The sequence below is a fragment of the Marivirga arenosa genome, from assembly GCF_030503895.2.
GTDB lineage: Bacteria > Bacteroidota > Bacteroidia > Cytophagales > Cyclobacteriaceae > Marivirga > Marivirga arenosa.
Map to the genome: position 1 here is coordinate 2,986,083 of NZ_CP129970.2, position 19,911 is coordinate 3,005,993.

Sequence of the window (19,911 nt, forward strand, 5' to 3'; positions counted from 1 at the left end):
GAAATTTATGAAAAAATTAAATAATATATTCTTTATTGCTTTATTCTTTTTATCACTTGGCTTTGTTTCTTGTGATTCAGAAGAGGAGCAGATTAGTTTCAAACCTGGAGAGAATCTTTTGATTTCTGGTCCAGGATCAATTTTAACTTATGAAGCAGGAACATTCAATGTAGAAGGTTATACGATAGACGAATCTTATAGCTGGTCAGTTTCTGGTGACGGAAACGCTACTTTACAAGAAGTTGCTGGTAGAGGGGGTGAATTTGTATCGATTGTAGCTGAAGACGAGGGAACTTATACAGTTCAAGTTTCAAATGATGTTGGACTAGAAGGATCAGTTACTTTCTCAGTAGAAACAGTTAATGAGTTTTTAGGTGTTGGTCAAGACACTTTAAGGTTAACTGAAAATCAATATGTTTCTGGAGGAGATACTTTGTTTTTGCCTATAAATATTTCCGAAAGAAATATTTTTGAAACAACTGCTGACTTTAATGTAGTGAATGGAACAGCTGTAGAAGGTACTGACTTTGAGGTATTAAATCCAACTAATGTATTAACTTTTCCAGCTGGTGAAACTCAAGCCTTTGTACAAATTTTGTTAAATGATAATACATCTTTAGATGGTGTTAGAGACTTTTCTATTACATTAAATAACATTCTGACTACTGGTACTAAATCTGCAGCTGTAGAGTTAGCTCCTGATTCACTAGAATTAGGTCAGTCTGTTATATATATATCAGATAATACAAAGCAGGCTAATTTAACAGTTGAAGGTGAAGAAGTAGAAATTAGTAGTGCTGGAAATTTCTTTATAGATGTTGATTTAACAGCTGCTGCTGAAGATGATGTAACTATTGGTTATTCTGTTACAGATGCTAATGGTACTCCAATTCCTTTAGCAGATAAAACTGGAGGTGTTCTTCAAATATTTGAAGGTGAAACTTCTAGTGAAATTGTTTTAGATATTGACGAAGCTTGGATTGAAGAAGGCGCTACACCTACTGAATTAAATGTAGAATTGACTTCAATTACTTCTGGTGATGAAGAAGTATTATTAGGTTCTCTTACTTCATTTAAAGTAATTGCTGGACCTACAGAGTAGCAAACTGGCAAACAAAATTTGCTTTAATTAACTCAGGCAAATTAAGTTTAGAGCGTTTAAATATATTTAAAAAACCTGTGGAGTTTTCTTCACAGGTTTTTTTAAATCTTTTGATTATTAATTGATTCTTTAATCATTTAAAAGTATGTAAAATCTTTTTTGCATTCTTAGAGCCATAACTTTTTTCTTTGATTCAATTTTCAATTGTAGTTCTACTTTTATTAATAACAGTACTAAAAGTTATGGAATTCGGTTTTATCCTAATCTTGTCTTGAATTCTATGTGTTAAGTGGAAAGATAGTTTATCAAATTTGCATATTTTGGAGCTATATCAGATTGACATATAAAGTCATAATTATTTTTTTCTTTATCTTATTAGAAAGACATACTGTTAAGTTTAATTACATCATTTAGTAATAGTTTATAATGTTAACCTCATGTAAAATACTTAATAATTATACCTAATACTTAATAGTATATTTTTCTAATTTACTTTCCATGGGTTACGTTATTCTATTTCTTTGTTTAGATCAATTGATAACTGGATATTTTATCCATTTAGTAGAAAATTCATACATCTGTAGCGTAATAGAATTTGTAATTTGATAATTTAACAGGTTAATGAGATTTAATTTGATTTTTTTGTTTAGCTAAGAATTTAATTCATCGGGAATTTTATGATGTAATATTTTGTAGTAGTTTTGTAAAAAACATAATCTTAATGAGAAATAATTATCTAACCCCCATTATCTTACTCTTATCGTTAGGAGTTTTATTTGTTTATATCCAACATTCTTCTAAACTAGACCAAATTTCTAATTATGATAGTGAATCATTGTGGTCAGTAAAAAAGACTAAAATAAAATCTGGAAAAGATGAATACATGAAACCAGATGGATTTATTGAATATTATAATTCAATATCAAAAAGAATAAATGAAGAGTCATCATCTTATACAAAAGGATATAGGTATCAAGAATTAGAAAAATCAAAGGCTGACCTAAGAAGTAAAAGAATCAGATCCTTAGATGCAGAATTTATATCTAGAGGCCCCGGTAATGTTGGAGGAAGAACTAGAGCAATAGCTGTAGATCCAGAAGATAATTCCAACTGTACTTGGATCGCTGGAGCAGCTAGTGGAGGCATTTGGAAAACTACTGACTGTGGTGACAGTTGGACTAATTTATCTCCTGATATTCCAAACTTATCAACTAATTCAATTGCTCAATCTCCTTCAAATCCAGATATTCTTTACGTTGGTACTGGAGAGGTGTTTGCTGGTAATTCAACATTTGTAAGAGGTGATGGTATCTACAAATCTGAGGACAGGGGGGAGAATTGGTTTTTGTTGCCTTCGACTGTTAATAATAATGACTTTGAGTCTGTAAATAGAATTAAAATTGACCCTTCAAATTCAGATATTGTTGTCATAGCTACGAATGAGGGAATTTTTAAATCATTAGATGGGGGTGAAACTTGGGTGGAGAAATATACTTCTCAAATTGGCAATAATACAAGGTCAGTGCAAGACCTTCAGGTAGACCCGTTAGATTTTAATATCCAATATGCAGCAGTTAATAGTCTTGGGATTGTTAAATCAGTTGATGCTGGTGATACTTGGAACTTGTCATCAAATGGAATAAATGGTGGTGCAAGGTTTGAAATAGCTATATCTCCGTCCAATCCTAATTTTATTTATACTTCTACTTATCAAAGCATAGCAGGGTCTGAAACACCTGCAACAGTTCTTTATTTAAGTAGAGATAAAGGTGAGAATTGGTACAGAGTAAGGTCTCAGGAAGGTTATGATGATTCTTTCCTCGGTAACCAGGGTTGGTATGATAACAGTATTGCAGTAAACCCATATGACGAAAATGAGGTTTTCGTTGGGGGAGTTAGTATTGGAAAATTTAATATAGATCCAGCTTTATCAAGTGAGAGTACATTTAAAGGGGTAGACATTGAGGGGGCTGATTTAGTTGCCTTTGTTTCATTTGGTGCTGAATTCAATGCAGGTACAATAGACGTTTCAAGTGGTTCAAATAGCCCATCAAATAATCCTGTAACTGTTGAAATAAGGTTTGGAGGAGATAATACACAGAAAGCACATAGATTTACTATTCCAGAAGGTGAAACCTCAGGAGTACCTATTTCTGATTATACATATCAAGATTATGTAGATGTTCCTTTTGAAGTTTGGGATACTGAGAATCAAAGACAACTGATGGTCTCTTTTAGAGATCAGGAGAACAATGGTGTTTTTAATTTGAATAAAAGAAGTGAATCAGATGATGCTTTAAGCAATGCTCGTGAATATTTTTACATACATGATATTACTTATGATGCAAATTCTCCAAATCAAAATATAGGTATTAATGGCGGAGTAGAGTATGCAAATATGTATTATTTCTGGCCTGTACTATCAGAAGAAGCAACATGGGAGCCTTCCAATATACCGAACTCCACTATCAGATTAAACTATGGTCAACAAGATTTAGCACTATCTACAACTTCAGCAGTTTATGATGCTTATGGAAACTGGGAAAACCAAAATACTAATAATCTACATCCAGATCATCATAATCTCACTTTTATAAAAACCGATGATGAAAATGAAACTTTCATGATTATTAACGGTAATGATGGTGGATTTGGATTTTCGACAGATAATGGTGAAACATTTGTAGAAAAAGAATCTGGTTATGTTACTTCTCAATTTTATGGAGCTGATAAAAAACCAGGAGAAGAACAGTATATTGGTGGGATGCAAGATAACGGAACTTATATATCAAGTGGATCCGATGTAGATGAGACAAATGAATATGATTTTAAAATAGGAGGAGATGGTTTTGAAGTAATATGGCATGCGACTGATCCAAACAAGGTTATAGGTGGATCTCAATTTAATGGATTAAGAAGATCTACTAATGGTGGCGTATCATTTTCACCTGCTAACACAGGAGTTACTGATGGCCCTTTTATTACTCGTCTTGCAGGTTCAACAACAGATCCTGATGTGATTTATGCAATTGGTGAGGCTGGAGTTTATAAAAGTACAAATTTTGGTCAATCATGGACGATGAAAACTATCGATAGCGATTTATGGGGAGGTACAGCTAGTGCCAGTGATGTTGAGGTATCACTAGCAAATGATCAAATTGTATGGGCAGGTGCTGGTATGGCAGAAGGCGTATTAAATTTATTTGTATCAACAGATGGAGGAGAAACTTACAATCCTGTAAATAATTATGAAAATGATCCAAGTGCTTTTTATACTGGAATATATACCCATCCAACTGATGAAAATACTGCCTATGCACTTTTTAGTATCGCTGGATTTCCAAAGATTTTAAAAACTACAGACTTGGGCGCTACATGGAATGATATATCCGGATTCGAAGGTAATAATGGTGAAAGTGATAGAGGGTTTCCAGATGTTTTTGTTCATAGTTTGTTAGTCATGCCTTTCAATACAGATATTATTTGGGTAGGTACTGAAATTGGTCTTTATGAATCTTTAGATGGTGGACAAAGCTGGAATATTAGGAATGAGATACCTTCTGTTTCTATTTGGTCAATGAAGCTTGTTGATGATGAGGTTGTACTGGGGACTCACGGAAGAGGGATATGGTCTGCCAAATTAGGTGAGTTAGCTGCCACTACATTAAAAATAAGTCAATTTGATTATTTGGGATATGGTAAGGCAGAATTAAGTTTGGATCTTCCAGTTGCTTATGATGAAGTTAGGATTCTAGTAAATGATTTTGAAATAGCAAAAATTGATAACCCAACTGTAGGGAACAATACTATTTCATTGACGAATTTCGTAACTTTTGATGGAGCGTATTTTAAAATTACTGGCTTAGTTGATGGAACGGAATATAATTCAACAAGATTTAATATAAAATCTATTGATGTAACTCCTGAGATTTATAATTTTGAATCTTCAGTTAATGGAAATGTATATCCTGTTTCTATTGAAATCGAAAATAATGAGCCATTTGATAAGGTGGAAGTTCTATTTAATTCTGAAGTAGTCTATACGGATGATAGAACTTTTACTGAAGAAGATGGTAATAGAATTATTGAATTTGATTATGATCAAGCAGGAATAAATGACTTAAAGATAAATTCATATATTAATAATCAGGTATTTACATCCACAGCTGAAGAAAGACTCATTACTTCAAATGCTGAGCAGATAAATGCTGAATTTAATATCTATCCTAACCCAGTAAATGATATTATTAATATATCAAAAGCTAATAATATTAGTTCATTAAAGATTTACAGCTCAAAAGGTGTTTTGGTTAAACAAATAAATATTTCTGATTTGAACCAAATTGATGTTTCAGATTTAAAACAGGGTATATATTTATTCCAAATGTCTGATGCAAAGGGTAAATTATTCACAAGAAGAATTATAAAACAATAATGAAATATATTTACAGTATAGCATTTGTATTATTGGCATTTGCTTGTACCAATAAAAATATGGCATCTCAATCAGATGATTCCTATAAGGAATTAGCGCAAGAGTATTTTGAGCATGAAGCAGATGAACTTATTTTAAATGAAAATGAAGAGTTCATTTTGGCGGTGTTCAATGATAATGTAGGCGATAAGTCAGGAAATGATATATTGAAGTATGCTGTAATTAATAAGGCTTCAAATGAAATTGTCCTGAAAGAATCGATTGCAAACGGAAAGGTAAAATGGGTTTCTACTTATGAAATTGAAGTAGTCAGGCCACCAGGAATACTTAAAAATGATTCTGAAACCATAGAAGATTATACTTCAATAATTGATGTTAAAACAGGTAAGAAATCAAATAAAAAAGCTGCTCAAAACTGAGCAGCTTTTTTTACTTTAAAAATCTCTCTATTTCGTTCAAAATATTTTCGAAAGTTTGTGGAAGTTTATTCTCCTTCCATGGATGAGCTGCTCCAAACACATGATTCTCATTTTCGTATATTATTAATTCTGTATCTGGTTTCATCTCTTTTATTTGATAAGCCATTTCAATTGGTAGTGTCTCATCCTTTGTTCCATGAAAAGCTAAAAGAGGCTGTTTCATTTCTTTGATAGCATTGGGGATTGATAATCTATCAGGATTCTCTAAAACGTCATCATATAATTGAACATAAAGTGGCATAAGCTGATTTGTTCTCTTATTTTCTATGTATTGAACTCCTTTGTCTCTCCATTCTTTTAAGAAGCTCTCAGGCCATCTTTTGCTTAAATCACTAATAGCTGCTAAAGTTATTACTTTTTTGATTCTATCGTCCTCTCTGGCTTTTAATATAACCAGTCCACCACCTCTGCTATGCCCAGCCAGGTTTAATTGATTATAATCAATTTCGTCATTTGGGATTATATTATTCTCAGAATATAAATAATCTATACTATCTTTTAGATCATGTAATTCAATAGTGAAGTTATTATTTCCAAAGGCTTCCAGATCTTTAAAATCTGATAAATTTTCCGGAGTAGTTCCATTATGACTTAAATTTATTTTCATAAAAATAAATCCTCTATTAGCCATTTCATTAGCAAAAAGATTGAATACTCCCCAATCTTTAAATCCTTTAAAACCGTGAACAAAAAGTATTAACGGTTTCTTATCCTTAGAAGGAATATATTTAATATCTGCAGTAATTGGCTTTTCGTGAAGCGAACTATTAATAATTATATTTTCTTGAATCATTTTGTTTGATTGCATTGCTTAGATATTCATTTGGTAGTAATATTGCACACTCATGAGTAGTAAAATTAGAGAAATACAATCACCCATAAAAAATGAAATGGCTGAATTTGAAATAAAATTCCGTCAGTTCATGAAAAGTAAGGTTTATTTGCTTGATAAAATCATGGGTTATATTGTAAAGAGGAAAGGAAAACAGATGCGTCCTATGTTTGTTTTTCTTTCTGCAGGCGTACATGGTGAAATAAATGAGGCTACCTATAGAGGTGCTGCCCTTATTGAATTATTGCATACGGCTACTCTTGTTCATGATGATGTTGTGGATGATGCTAATTATCGTAGAGGATTTTTCTCAATCAATGCATTATGGAAAAATAAGATCGCTATTCTGGTGGGTGATTATCTTTTGTCTCGTGGATTACTATTATCTGTAGATAATGAGGATTATGATTTGCTTAAAATTGTTTCCGAGGCCGTGAGAGAAATGAGTGAGGGAGAGTTACTTCAAATTGAAAAGGCTAGAAAGCTTAATATTACAGAGGATATTTATTATGATATTATTAGACAAAAAACGGCATCTTTAATTGCTTCATGCTGTGCAGTTGGAAGTCGTTCTGTAATTAAGGATGATGAAGTAAGTGAGAAAATGAAACTCTTTGGTGAGAAGGTGGGTATGGCTTTTCAAATTAAAGATGACTTATTTGATTATGGTACTAATGAAATAGGGAAACCATTAGGAATTGATATCAAAGAAAAGAAGATGACTCTGCCTTTGATTTACGCTTTAAACAATTCTGATAAATCCGAACAAAAACAAATTCTTAAGTTAATCAAGAATAAGAGTGAGAAGAATTCCACTGTAAAAACGGTGGTGTCTTTTGTTAAGGAAAAAAATGGGATAGACTATGCAACTGAGGTAATGCATAACTATTATGATGAAGCGATGAAAATCATTAAAGACTTTCCAGATTCGAACTATCGTAAATCATTAATGGATTTAGTACAGTATACGATTGAGAGGAAAAAATAATCTAATCTAATTTATATTCTTGAATGTGAGTACTAGCTTGTGGTTTTTCAGAAAACAGTGCCTTTGTAGCTGGCCATACCAAACCGAATATTTCTGAACCTCTATAATTGTTCAAATATTCTTCTGAGTCCCATATACTGTAAGTACTGAAGGTATTGGTATTATTTTTATCTCTCCAAAGCTCTAAATGATTACAACCTTTCTGATTGCGAATTGCTGATTTGTATTTATTGAATATTTCAAGAAAATCATCAACTTTTCCTTCTTTAAAGGTCATTTTAACAATTCTGATTACCATAATTAGAAATTAAAAAGCCTGCTATATTTTTCATATAACAGGCTTTGATTATCGGTATTATTTCCTTTTTATAACTTTTTCTACTGCTGAAACAATATGTTCAGCATCTAAGCCATATTTTTTCATTAATTCAGCAGGAGTTCCACTTTCTCCAAACTTATCATTCACAGCAACATATTCTTGTGGGCTTGGTAATTGTTCTGTTAATACTTGCGCTACAGCATCCCCTAAACCACCGTTTTTCTGATGCTCTTCAGCGGTAACCACGCAGCCAGTCTTTTTAACAGATTCTAAAATAGCTTTCACATCTAGAGGCTTTATTGTATGGATATTAATTAGTTCAACACTAATACCTTTTTCTCTTAGAATTGCTTCAGCTTCAACAGCTTCCCATACTAAATGACCGGTAGCAAAAATAGTAACATCTGAACCCTCAATCATTTTTATTGCTTTTCCAATCTCAAATTTTTGATCTGCAGGAGTGAATACAGGAACTTTAGGTCTACCAAATCTTAAGTATACAGGTCCCTCATGATCTGTTATAGCTAAAGTAGCCGCTTTAGTTTGATTGTAGTCGCACGGATTTATAACAGTCATATTAGGAAGCATTCTCATCATTCCTACATCCTCCAAAATTTGGTGAGTTGCTCCATCCTCCCCAAGAGTTACTCCTGCATGAGATGCACATATTTTCACATCCTTTTCAGAATAAGCGATAGATTGACGAATCTGATCATATACTCTTCCTGTAGAGAAATTGGCAAATGTTCCGGTAAAAGGAATTTTCCCTCCAATTGTCATTCCAGCCGCAAGCCCCATCATGTTAGCTTCTGCAATACCTGTTTGGAAAAATCTGTCAGGAAATTCCTTTTGAAATGCTCCCATTTTCAGAGATCCAATTAAATCTGCACATAAGCCAACAACCTTATCATTTTTCTTGCCTGCTTCTAAAAGACCATCACCAAAACCAGAGCGAGTATCTTTTTTTTCTGTAAACGTAAATTTAGTTTCTGCCATTTTACTCTTATTAGTATATTTTAATATTAAGGGTTTGTCCTGATTTTACTACAAATTCTTTTATTTGAGTGTATTTACTTCCCATAGCTCTATCTGAGCGGTAAACATATTTATATCTTCCTGGCTGTATACCAAAACTGGTTTTTCCTCCATCTAAATCTAATTTTTTAATCCAGGTTTGCCTTCCGTCTTCATCTACTGAATATAAGCTTCCTTTACCTTTACTACTATAAATGATATTGATTCTACCTGGTGCTGGAATGTTGATATTCCTTTTTTTACCTTGACTAATGTTGATGTTTTTAATGTTAATTCTTGGCAAGGTTAATATTTCGATGTCATAATTCCCGATTAAATATTTCTCTTCTGCCTTTATAGCTTGAGTATTAACGATTTCGCTTCCGGAAGATCTTTTAATAATTACTTGAACGTCTTTATCGTATTCAAAAGAATTATCTTGGTTTACTCTTAAGGATCCTTGGGGGCTTTTTATTCTAATTACATTGTGTGTACCGCCTTTTAAATATACATTTCGTTTTACAACAGGAGGAACAGTGTTCACCACTACATCATAACTCAAAACTGGATCAACTTCCACGGTATCAGGTTTACCATTTTTATCTCTAAAGTGAATAAAGTCAAATTCAGATATACCAGTAAAAGTATTAATAAAAGAGACATTTACATCTTTTTCTACCGGCCTATTCTTTTCATCTAATAGCTCAACACTTGCAGTAGTTTTACTTAAGGATTGGTTTAAGATTCCATTTAAAACACTTCTAAAGGCATTAATATTTTTAGCGTTAAAATACTCACCTAAACAATCAAATTCGGCTTCAAATTTTTCTTCCATTCCTAAACCAATGACGAAGGGCCTAAGGAATATGGCTTTCTTTTGTAGTGCTAATGAAACAGCACAAGGATCACCATCACATGATTCTATACCGTCTGTTATAATTATGATGATGTTCCTATAATTATCATCTTGTGGAAAGTCTGTGGCTGATTGCTCTAATGAATAGGCAATAGGAGTGGTTCCCCTAGGATAGATGTATTTTAATCGATTAATTATATCATCATTATTATCTGGGCCAAAAGGGATTTCCAGTTTAGTATCTTTACAATTTCTTTCTTTGGCAGGTGTTAAATGGCCATATGGCCTAAGAGCTAATTCTACCTTATCATTTACTCTAAGAGAATCTACTAAGTCTGTTAATACTCTTTTTGCAGCATCGATACGTAGTTCATTTCCCCAAGGAGCCAACATACTACCTGATGCATCAAAAAGAAATAATATTCTTGTTTTTTCAGGAATACTCTGCTCTACTCTCTGTGCTTTTGCAAAATGGATCACAAAGAGTAAAAATATGAACGATATGGTATATTTAATTTTCATTAAAAGATGCGTTAGGAAATTTTCCTAACGCATAATTTTATATTTTAATAGTCTCCTAATGTTTCTTCTAATTGAGATAGTGCATCAGTAAGTTGTTCATCATTTGGAGCAACACCATGCCATTTGTGTGTGCCTTGCATGAAATCTACACCATAACCCATTTCGGTTTTCATTAGATTTAGAATAGGCTTACCTTTTCCGGTAAGGCTTTTAGCATGTTCTAATGATTTAATGATTTCAGACATGTCATTACCTTCACTTTCAATAACTTCCCATCCAAAAGCTTGCCATTTTGCTTTCAGGTCTTTTAAGTCCATTACCTCTGATATAGGGCCATCAATTTGCTGTCCATTATAATCAATGGTAGCAATTATATTATCCACTTTATGATGGGCTCCATACATGGCAGCTTCCCAGATTTGCCCTTCTTGTACCTCTCCATCACCCATTAATACATAAACTAATTGATCATCATTATTGAGCTTTTTGGTCTGAGCAGCGCCCAATGCAGCAGATAATCCTTGGCCTAATGATCCAGATGCAATTCTAACTCCTGGAAGTTTTTCTTCTGTTGTAGGGTGGCCTTGAAGTCTGCTGTTAATTTTTCTGAAGGTGCTTAATTCTGAAACTTCAAAGTAACCACTTCTTGCTAAAACACTGTACCATACCGGTGAAATGTGACCATTAGACAAAAAGAAAATGTCTTCATTAATTCCGTCCATATTAAAGTCTTTATTGTGCTTTAATATGTGGAAATATAAAGCCACAAAAAAATCAGTACATCCCAAAGATCCTCCAGGATGACCTGAATTAACTGCGTGTACCATTCTAACGATGTCTCTTCTAACCTGAGAAGCTATTTTTTCCAGTTCTGGAATGTTTGCCTGACTTGCCATTGATTATTATTTTAAAATTTGTGCTGTGTGTTCTTTTGTTTTTACTTTATTAATGATGTCTTCAATATTACCTTCTTCATCAATAATGAAAGTGGTTCTTAATGTACCCATATAGGTTTTACCATACATTTTTTTCTCGCCCCAAGTACCATATAAATTATGCACTGTGTGATCTCCATCTGAAATTAACGGAAAAGGCAAGTTTTGCTTTTCTATAAATTTTTGATGTGATTTCTCAGAATCTTGACTTACACCTAGAACTACATAACCTTTTTCCTGTAAGGCTTCATAATTATCTCTCAAATTACAAGCTTGAGCCGTGCAACCCGGTGTATTGTCTTTAGGGTAAAAGTATAAAACTACTTTTTTACCTTTGAAATCACTTAATTTAACTTCATTTCCATCCTGATCCTTGGCATTGAAATCAGGTGCTTTATCTCCTATATTTAAGTCCATAGTATTTATAATTTAGTGATATATTCTGTTTCGTTTCCAGCATTATCAATGACCTTTAACACAAATTCACCGTTTTTTTCAATCGGTGTGTCTGGCCATTCAACCCATATTAAATCATCTTTTGGCTCATATTTCATAAGAATCCATTCTCCATTTAAATGAGCTTCATAAGATGCTATTCCTGATAAATTATCTATAATAATATAACTAAGATTTCCATTTGGTTTAATAGTAGGTAGAGCAGTGTCAGATAAAATGGTATAATTCGCTAATTCTCTTGTACTAAACTTTAATTTACCATTATTCCATTCTCCGCCTTCAAATGAGAAGTTCCCAGTATCATCTGTTTTGTAAACATGACTTTTCTCTTCATCATAGTGATTTAATTGAGGACTCAATTCTATTTCTATATAACTCTTTAAAGGTGAAGTTCTAGGATTCAATGAAAATATTTCTAGTGAGTCCTTAGTTATGATTTCATAATCTGTTTGAAAGTAAATGGTATCAAATAATGAGTATTTACTGAAGCTAATATCCATATTTGATTCTGAAATGGAAGTTTCGCTATATGGAACAATTTGTTTAATTGGATTGATTGACATTCCTTTTTCACAATTTAAAATTGAGGTAGGTATACCTTTTTTTAAACTCCAAATATAAACTGCCACGCTATCTAAATAATAAGAAGGGTTTATGCTTTTGATTTTTTTATCGAAGTTGAGATTCAATTCTTCTGCATCATCATTACAATTGGACTGAGCATAAATTTTTAGATAATCATCATCTACCATGTATTCCAACTCATCTAATTCAAAATCAATCGATTTATCTAATCGGCTCCTAGCTTGCTCTCCTTTGATTACCATTTCAAGCTTACTAGTATTTCCATACGGGTCTAACATTTTTATGCTAATATTATACACCTCTCCATTTTTAATATTTAGCGTGCCGTTTTCATTTTTGGTATCATAATATTTTAGGCTATTTCCATCATCAACATAAAGCTTATGATACCGTGCCCCTGATGTTACTTTTACATCATATGGGTAATGAACCAAAATATGGCGTTGTAAGCCAAAGCTCATCACATCAATATTCTGTCTGTATTGAAGTTCATTATTTACATTCACTTCAATTATGCTAATTCCATTTTTATTTGCGGATCCATTTAATTTATCATGGCCCCATAGTTCTAATCCAATTTTACCTATTGCACTAATTGTATCTTCTACTGTATAATTAAAACCCGTTCTATTGTAGGGTATATTTTGCCTTTTGAATTCATTTTCAACTTTTGAATCTTCATTCATTGGCCTAATGACAAAACCTTGTAAAATAGGAGGGATATTATCTCTAATTTCTTTAAAACCGTAATGTAGTGGGTTTAAAACTCTTTGTTGAGAATCTCTAATTTCAAAATGCAAATGAGGCCCCATTGAACCTCCTGTATTACCAGAAACACCTATCACTTCCTGAGTTTTATAGGAAAATTGATAAGGTTCAGGAAATAATTCGATTTCAAATGTTTGTTGTTTGTATTGTTCTTCTTTTACGTATTTCTGGATCTCCTCATCAAACTCATGTAAATGAGCATAAACTGAAGTGTTACCATCAGGATGAAGCATATACAATGCATTTCCATATCCTGCAGTAGAAACCTTTATTCGGGTTATATATCCTCGTTTAGTTGCATGAACAGCTTCTCCAATTTTTCCACCCGTTTTAATATCTATACCAGCATGAAAGTGAGAGGAACGTAATTCTCCCATTGTACCGGATAAGAAATTTGTTTTATTTGGACGTATTGGGAAAGTGTAGGGGTCAGAATTTTGTGCTTTAAGCGTGAAAGCTAAGCTTAGGATGAAAAGGGTAAATGTTATTTTATAATTATTTAATTTCAAAATCAAGTAATTTTTTATCTTCAATATAACCTTCAAGTCTATCTCCAATGTTAATAGGACCTACACCTTTCGGAGTACCAGTGAATATTATGTCTCCAGTTTTTAAAGTAAAAAACTTTGATAAATAAGAAATAATATAATCAATTGAAAAAAGCATCAATTCCGAATTACCAGATTGCTTTAATTCTCCGTTAACTTTAAGTGAAAAATTGATATTTTGAATATCCTCAAATTCTCCTTTCTCTATCCAGTCTGAAATAGGAGCTGAACCATTAAAGCCCTTAGCAATCGCCCATGGTAATCCTTTTTCTTTTGCTTTAGTTTGAAGATCACGAGCAGTGAAATCAATACCTAAACCTATCTTATCGTAATATTTATGTGAATGTTCCTCCTTTACAAATTTACCTTCTTTACAAATTCTGACCACTAATTCTACTTCATGATGAATATCATTTGAATAAGGCGGGTAATAAAAAGGATCATTATTTTTAAGAATGGCAGTATCGGGTTTTGTGAAAATTACAGGCTCATCAGGTCGCTCGTTCTTAAGCTCTTTAATGTGATCTCCATAATTTCTTCCAATTGCCAGTATCTTCATGAGATGAAATTTTATGCAAAAATATAGTTTCTTTTAACTATAAAAATGAAAGTTTCGTTAAATTATAAAAGATTTCTTTTCAATGGTACTTAAGCGATTTTAAACTGTAATTTTACCATTTGTATTTAAACATTGAAATATGAAAAAGTTATTAAGTCTATTCTTATTGTTATTAATTGTAATTGCATGTAAAAAGGTGCCTTTAACGGATAGAAGGCAGTTTAATGCAATCCCTAATAGTCAATTAAATGCATCAAGCTTTAGTTCATATAATCAGGTGCTAAAAGAAAGTCAGCTTTCTTCTAATGCTGCACAAACTGCTATGGTTAAAAAGGTAGGAAATAGAATTAAGAATGCTGTAGAAGAGTATTTAAAGGAAAACGACTTGTCAAGTGCTACTGAGGGTTTTGAATGGGAGTTTAACCTGATTGCAGAAAATATTGTGAATGCGTGGTGTATGCCAGGTGGTAAAGTTGCTTTTTATGAAGGGATACTTCCAGTTTGTGAAAACGAAGCTGGAATTGCAGTAGTAATGGGACATGAAGTGGCCCATGCAGTGGCAAAGCACGGTGGAGAAAGAATGAGTCAGGCCTTAGCTCAACAAGGAGGAGGGGTTCTATTAAGTGTTTTAATGAGAGAGCAACCAGAAAAAGCTCAAGCTCTTGCTATGACAGCTTATACCGGAGTAAGTACAGTAGGAGCTATGTTGCCATTTAGTAGACTTCATGAATCTGAAGCTGACGAACTTGGCATTAAATTCATGGCATTAGCGGGTTATGATCCTGCAGAAGCTCCTGAATTTTGGAAAAGAATGAAAGCTAAATCAGCGGGTGCTCCGCCTGAATTTTTAAGTACCCACCCAAGTAGTGATACAAGAATAAATGATTTAAAGAAATTGTTACCCGAAGCTAAGAAATATTATGCTAGAAGTAGAAAAGCAGGAAATGATCCAATTCCTAATTTAGAAAATGTTTCAACTTCATCAACTAATAAGACTAACACAAAAACTCAGATGAAAATGAAGATTGGTAATTAAATTAATTCAGTTTAAACGATTCATAAGCACATGGTTCTTAATCATGTGCTTTTTTATTGTGAGCCTATTAATCTAATGGGGTCAGTGGTGATGGTATTACTTTTATTTCCTGCTCTATCTAAAATATAGACTTGTAAATACATTGGATAATCACGAAATATTGATCGAAAACCAGCACTTCTCATTTCATAGGTTAAAGATCCGTTCAGCGGTCTTTCATAGCTTTCCGTATTCAGAATAGGAAATCTACCATGAAATGATTGATAAAATCTTGGTTCTCTTTCCCAATCAAACTGACGATAATCAGAATCCCCTGGTCTCTTATAGAAAAATGATATATAGATATTAAAATGCCTCTCATTAAATCTAACATATAATGTATCATTTGACAGTACTGTACCATTTATTGTTAAAGAATCAGATACTATTAAATAATCATAAAAATTATATGGTGGTAAATCAGGAGAGTCGCCAAAAAAGATAAGATCTCCATTTTCATCTAAAGGGATGTCAAAATTCTGATAAGGAGGTTCAATCTCACTTGATCGTAAACCTAAATCCCCATCACCGTCTTCAAAATTTATGGTAACACTGATTACATCTTGGTTTAAAGGTTGGCCACTAGGGGATTGTTCTGTTTCTTGACGAAACTGAATATCTTCAAATTCTATAGTAGGTTCATCTGGAAATTCTGGCGGAGTAGGACATCCGGTTAAAAAAACTAATATTCCAATAATTAAGAAGGAATTTAATATGAGATGCGATGCCTTATTTTTAATATTGTATTGCATAATTTAAAACTAATGTCAGATAGAGAACGCTTAATAAAGCAATTTGATGCCCTAAATGTTGAAAATTTTACGGAATTTGCTTTATCTCTTTTCAGATATCAAAGTAAATATAATTTACTGTATAAAAAATTCATAAAAGCTCTTAAAATTGATCCTTTAGTTATCGAGAATATATCAGATATTCCATTTCTACCCATTGATTTTTTTAAAAGGCATCAAGTTGTAACTACTTCTGAAGCAACTGTAAATTTTGAGGCTGTTTTTGAGAGTAGTGGTACGGGTTCTGGTACAACTAGTAAGCATTATTTACCTTCCTTAAATCATTATATTAAAAATGCTGAAAAGATTTTTCAGCAAGAATATGGGGAGCTTCATGATTATATTATTTTAGCCTTATTGCCATCCTATTTAGAAAGAACAGGTTCTTCATTGGTAGTCATGGTTGATGATTTTATTAAAAAGACTGAATCACCACATTCAGGCTTTTATTTAAATGATTTGAACAGCTTAGTTAATAAAGTAAAACAGTTGAAAAGTGAGAATACAAGAAAAAAGATTATCATCTGGGGGGTAAGCTTTGCACTTTTAGATTTAGCTGAAAATTATAAGTGTGATTTTTCAGATTGTATCATCATGGAAACAGGAGGGATGAAAGGACGCAGGAAAGAGATAGTAAGGGAGGAGTTACATAGTATTTTATGTGAAGGATTAAAAGTGAACGAAATTCATTCTGAATATGGTATGACGGAACTATTATCACAAAGCTATAGTACAGGAAATGGGATTTTTAAACCCTCAAATTCTATGAAAATCCTTATCCGTGAAGTAAATGATCCATTTGATATTAAAGAATATGCTACTCGAACTGGAGGTATTAATGTGATTGACCTTGCCAACATTGATAGCTGTGCATTTATCGAGACTCAGGATGTAGGAAAAGTGAATCCGGATGGTAGTTTTCAGGTTTTAGGTCGTTTTGATAATTCAGATATTAGGGGTTGTAATTTGATGGTTCAATAAATTAGACAGCCAACAATTCTTTTGCACTCTGGATTGCTGATTCACTAGGGTTTTTACCTCCAATCATCTTTGCAATTTCCATAGACCTTTCATCCTTAGTGAGTAATTTAATTTTACTTACTGATTTTTCTGACGAGTTGTCTTTATAAACAAAGTAATGCTGATGTCCTTTAGCTGCAATCTGTGGTAGATGACTAATGGTGATAACTTGATGGTTTTCTGACATTTTAAGCATCATATTTACCATTTTTATGGCAATTTCACCTGAAATTCCTGTGTCTATTTCATCAAAAATAATGGTTGGCATGGCAATTTTATCTGCCATAATATATTTTATTGAAAACATTAATCTTGAAAATTCACCACCGGAGGCAACATTTTTAAGGTTTTGAGGAGCAATACCTTTGTTGGCACTGAATAGAATTTTTATATCATCTATGCCTGTTTTGTCATGATCTTTTGGCTGGTTATCAATTTTCACAATTGCATTTTCCATTCCTAAATCAGCTAACAGATCAATTAACTCATTTTCTAATTTGTTGAAATGTTGTATTCTTTTTTTACTTATCTCTTGAGCTTTTTTATTCATATTCTCAAAAGTTTGATCTACTGCTTGCTGGAGTTTCTGTTCACTTCCTTCGGCATCTTGAACAGATAAGAGCTTATCTTCTAACTCATCTTTAACTTTTATTAAATCAACTACTTTATCAACCTTATGCTTTTGCTGTAAGGAGTATATTAGGCTAAGTCTTTCCTGTGTATATTGAAGCTCTTCTGGCTGGTGTTCAAATTCATTTGCGGTTATTTCTAGCTCTTTAGCTATATCCTGAATTTCAATAAAAGTACTGTTAAGTCTATCAGAAAGTTCTTGAAAATCTTTGCCATAGGTCTGAATACTTTTTAGACTTTCAACCGCTTGATGTAAATTTTGAATAGCAGAAAATTCAGATCCATCTACCAACTCATAAGCTTCAGATAGTTTCAGTTTTATTTGTTCTCCATTCTCTAATATTTCCAGCTTATTTTCTAGATCATCTTGTTCGTCAGCTTTTAATTTAGCCTTATCTAATTCATCAAACTGAAATTGATTGAATTCTTTTTCTTGTTGAAGCTGAGCTGAGTTTTCTTTGAATGATTTTAGTTTTCTATGGGCCTCAACATATGATTTGTATAATGCTTGATATTCCGAAAGGCTATCGAGAGTATTTGAATAGGCATCTATAATCCGTAATTGAAAATCTTGATCCCCTAATAATAGAGTCTCATGTTGAGAATGAACATCCATTAAATAAGCTCCGAGGTTTTTTAATACATCTAAAGTTACTGGAGTGTCATTAATGAAAGCTCTTGATTTACCACTTGCGCTTATTTCTCTTCTTATTACACATTCTTCATCGTAATCTAAGTCCTCATTTTCAAAAAATGATTTTAGATTATATTCTTTGATATTGAATATACCTTCAACTATACATTTTTTCTCTGATGAGTAAAGAACTTTAGTATCAGCTCTTTTTCCAATTAATAAACCCACTGCACCTAACATAATAGATTTACCAGCTCCCGTTTCACCTGTTATAGTGTTTAAATTTGGAGAAGGTTCAATATTTAGTTCTTGTATTAATGCGTAGTTTTTAATTAAGAGCTTTTGAAGCATATTCGCTAAATCTTTAAATAATTAGGGCTAATTTACTTAAAAATTACGGATTGATTAATCTATAATTTCTTCTTATTCAAAATAGCTTGATTTGTTGAAAAGCAGTAATTTCTAATCTATCATCACTTCATATCGTTCAGAATTAGAGGGAGCTATTTCTCTCATAATTTCATAGGCTTTTCTTCTCTGAGCTAGATCTCCTTCTGTAAATATTTGAACTATTTCATCCGCTTTACTCTGAATCAGTAAAGTGATAAAAGGTGAATTAGGATTAAGTTTATTTGCTTTTTGAATATTTTCCAAAGCTTGCAGAATTGAAGCACGAGCAGCCTCAGGGTTCTCTTCCATCAAGTCTAACCCTTTTCTGTAATATAAATACAAACTTTGTCTAACGGGTTCTAATTGAGAGTTTAAAGCCGATTGAATTAAGGAGTATTTACTTTCCAAGTTACCAAATTGTTCCCAGCCTGGTTTAAAACCTTGCTGTTGAGCAGATCTTGCTATATTCAATGCTTCATCATAGTATTTTTGTCCTCCTAATTCTGAAAAGCTGTCGAAGTCCATGGCTAAAAGAAAATTTGCATAAAAGGCTAAAATACTCACTAAATTATCATTGAAGCTATTCTGAGTATAAATTAAAGGTTGCGATTCAGTATAATCGAAATTAAAGTTTCTATCAGCAATATTGATCATAACTGATTCATAGTTGCTATTATATATAGGTCTTATTGATTGGATCTGCATTTGAGCTTGAAACCTTCCTGTTCTCGGGATTTCAGTTATGTTTATGGCTATAATGCCTTTTATTCTTTCAAACAATTCAATATTTTGATCCATCCATTTGGTTTCATTAATAAATTGCTTGAAGGAATTCTCCATATTTATAAAAACTCTGGTTTCAGAGGTGTTTGCAGTTGATGCGTCAACTTTCACATCAAAGAATAAATCTTGAGATAATACTGCTGATGAAGAAAAAAGGAAAAGAATAATTGTGAATAAATATCGATTCATT

Annotated in this window: 17 protein-coding genes; 6 read left to right on the top strand and 11 right to left on the bottom strand. The window is 32.5% G+C overall.

The window, feature by feature from the left end; translation table 11 throughout:
* Positions 1-7: 7 nt before the first annotated feature.
* The 3 genes from QYS48_RS13010 to QYS48_RS13020 all read left to right on the top strand — a co-directional run bounded on the left by QYS48_RS13010 (position 8) and on the right by QYS48_RS13020 (position 5,956).
* A complete protein-coding gene (locus tag QYS48_RS13010) occupies positions 8-1,102 on the top strand; it encodes a hypothetical protein (protein ID WP_308356289.1) in 1,095 nt (364 codons plus the stop codon).
* A gap of 721 nt (positions 1,103-1,823) precedes the next feature.
* Complete coding sequence (locus QYS48_RS13015) at positions 1,824-5,537, top strand: T9SS type A sorting domain-containing protein (RefSeq protein ID WP_308356291.1); 3,714 nt, start codon at positions 1,824-1,826, stop codon at positions 5,535-5,537.
* Positions 5,537-5,956, top strand: a complete 420-nt coding sequence (locus QYS48_RS13020; RefSeq protein WP_302101300.1) for a hypothetical protein — start codon at positions 5,537-5,539, stop codon at positions 5,954-5,956. The genes QYS48_RS13015 and QYS48_RS13020 overlap by 1 nt, the downstream gene beginning before the upstream one ends.
* 10 nt (positions 5,957-5,966) lie before the next feature.
* On the opposite strand, the gene QYS48_RS13025 is transcribed toward QYS48_RS13020, so the two are convergent.
* Positions 5,967-6,824 (bottom strand): prolyl oligopeptidase family serine peptidase, encoded by an 858-nt coding sequence (locus QYS48_RS13025; RefSeq protein ID WP_308356292.1) that lies wholly within the window; start codon positions 6,822-6,824, stop codon positions 5,967-5,969.
* A 37-nt stretch (positions 6,825-6,861) separates the two neighbouring features.
* Here QYS48_RS13025 and QYS48_RS13030 point away from each other — a divergent pair, with 37 nt between their 5' ends.
* Positions 6,862-7,836 (top strand): polyprenyl synthetase family protein, encoded by a 975-nt coding sequence (locus tag QYS48_RS13030; RefSeq protein ID WP_308356293.1) that lies wholly within the window; start codon positions 6,862-6,864, stop codon positions 7,834-7,836.
* 1 nt (position 7,837) lies between these two features.
* Here QYS48_RS13030 and QYS48_RS13035 read toward each other — a convergent pair whose 3' ends face one another.
* Genes QYS48_RS13035 through QYS48_RS13065 form a run of 7 tightly spaced genes read right to left on the bottom strand, consistent with a single transcriptional unit; the run spans position 7,838 to position 14,398 of the window.
* A complete protein-coding gene (locus tag QYS48_RS13035) occupies positions 7,838-8,134 on the bottom strand; it encodes an antibiotic biosynthesis monooxygenase family protein (RefSeq protein WP_308356294.1) in 297 nt (98 codons plus the stop codon).
* 57 nt (positions 8,135-8,191) lie between these two features.
* Positions 8,192-9,151, bottom strand: a complete 960-nt coding sequence (locus QYS48_RS13040) for a transketolase family protein (protein ID WP_308356295.1) — start codon at positions 9,149-9,151, stop codon at positions 8,192-8,194.
* A 10-nt stretch (positions 9,152-9,161) separates the two neighbouring features.
* Positions 9,162-10,547, bottom strand: coding sequence for a VWA domain-containing protein (locus tag QYS48_RS13045; protein WP_308356296.1), 1,386 nt, complete (start codon positions 10,545-10,547; stop codon positions 9,162-9,164).
* Positions 10,548-10,591: 44 nt separating this feature from the next.
* Positions 10,592-11,443, bottom strand: a complete 852-nt coding sequence (locus tag QYS48_RS13050; RefSeq protein ID WP_308356297.1) for a transketolase — start codon at positions 11,441-11,443, stop codon at positions 10,592-10,594.
* A 6-nt stretch (positions 11,444-11,449) separates the two neighbouring features.
* Positions 11,450-11,899, bottom strand: a complete 450-nt coding sequence (gene bcp, locus QYS48_RS13055; protein WP_308356298.1) for a thioredoxin-dependent thiol peroxidase — start codon at positions 11,897-11,899, stop codon at positions 11,450-11,452.
* A gap of 5 nt (positions 11,900-11,904) precedes the next feature.
* Positions 11,905-13,800: a M23 family metallopeptidase gene (locus QYS48_RS13060; protein ID WP_308356299.1), complete on the bottom strand. Its 1,896-nt coding sequence runs from the start codon at positions 13,798-13,800 to the stop codon at positions 11,905-11,907.
* A complete protein-coding gene (locus QYS48_RS13065) occupies positions 13,787-14,398 on the bottom strand; it encodes a fumarylacetoacetate hydrolase family protein (RefSeq protein ID WP_308356300.1) in 612 nt (203 codons plus the stop codon). Before QYS48_RS13065 ends, QYS48_RS13060 begins: the two co-directional genes overlap by 14 nt.
* A gap of 139 nt (positions 14,399-14,537) precedes the next feature.
* Here QYS48_RS13065 and QYS48_RS13070 point away from each other — a divergent pair, with 139 nt between their 5' ends.
* On the top strand, positions 14,538-15,434 hold the full coding sequence (locus QYS48_RS13070) for a M48 family metallopeptidase (protein ID WP_308356301.1): 897 nt from the start codon (positions 14,538-14,540) through the stop codon (positions 15,432-15,434).
* Positions 15,435-15,487: 53 nt separating this feature from the next.
* On the opposite strand, the gene QYS48_RS13075 is transcribed toward QYS48_RS13070, so the two are convergent.
* Positions 15,488-16,225: a hypothetical protein gene (locus QYS48_RS13075; protein ID WP_308356302.1), complete on the bottom strand. Its 738-nt coding sequence runs from the start codon at positions 16,223-16,225 to the stop codon at positions 15,488-15,490.
* Positions 16,226-16,237: 12 nt separating this feature from the next.
* On the opposite strand from QYS48_RS13075, the gene QYS48_RS13080 reads away from it, so the two are divergent.
* A complete protein-coding gene (locus QYS48_RS13080; protein WP_308356304.1) occupies positions 16,238-17,245 on the top strand; it encodes an acyl transferase in 1,008 nt (335 codons plus the stop codon).
* Position 17,246: 1 nt separating this feature from the next.
* Here QYS48_RS13080 and recN read toward each other — a convergent pair whose 3' ends face one another.
* Together recN and QYS48_RS13090 are read right to left on the bottom strand one after the other, a co-directional pair.
* Positions 17,247-18,899, bottom strand: a complete 1,653-nt coding sequence (recN, locus tag QYS48_RS13085; protein WP_308356305.1) for a DNA repair protein RecN — start codon at positions 18,897-18,899, stop codon at positions 17,247-17,249.
* A gap of 111 nt (positions 18,900-19,010) precedes the next feature.
* Entirely contained in the window at positions 19,011-19,910 is a 900-nt protein-coding gene (locus QYS48_RS13090; protein ID WP_308356306.1) for a DUF4835 family protein, read from the bottom strand.
* Between the last annotated feature and the right edge of the window lies 1 nt (position 19,911).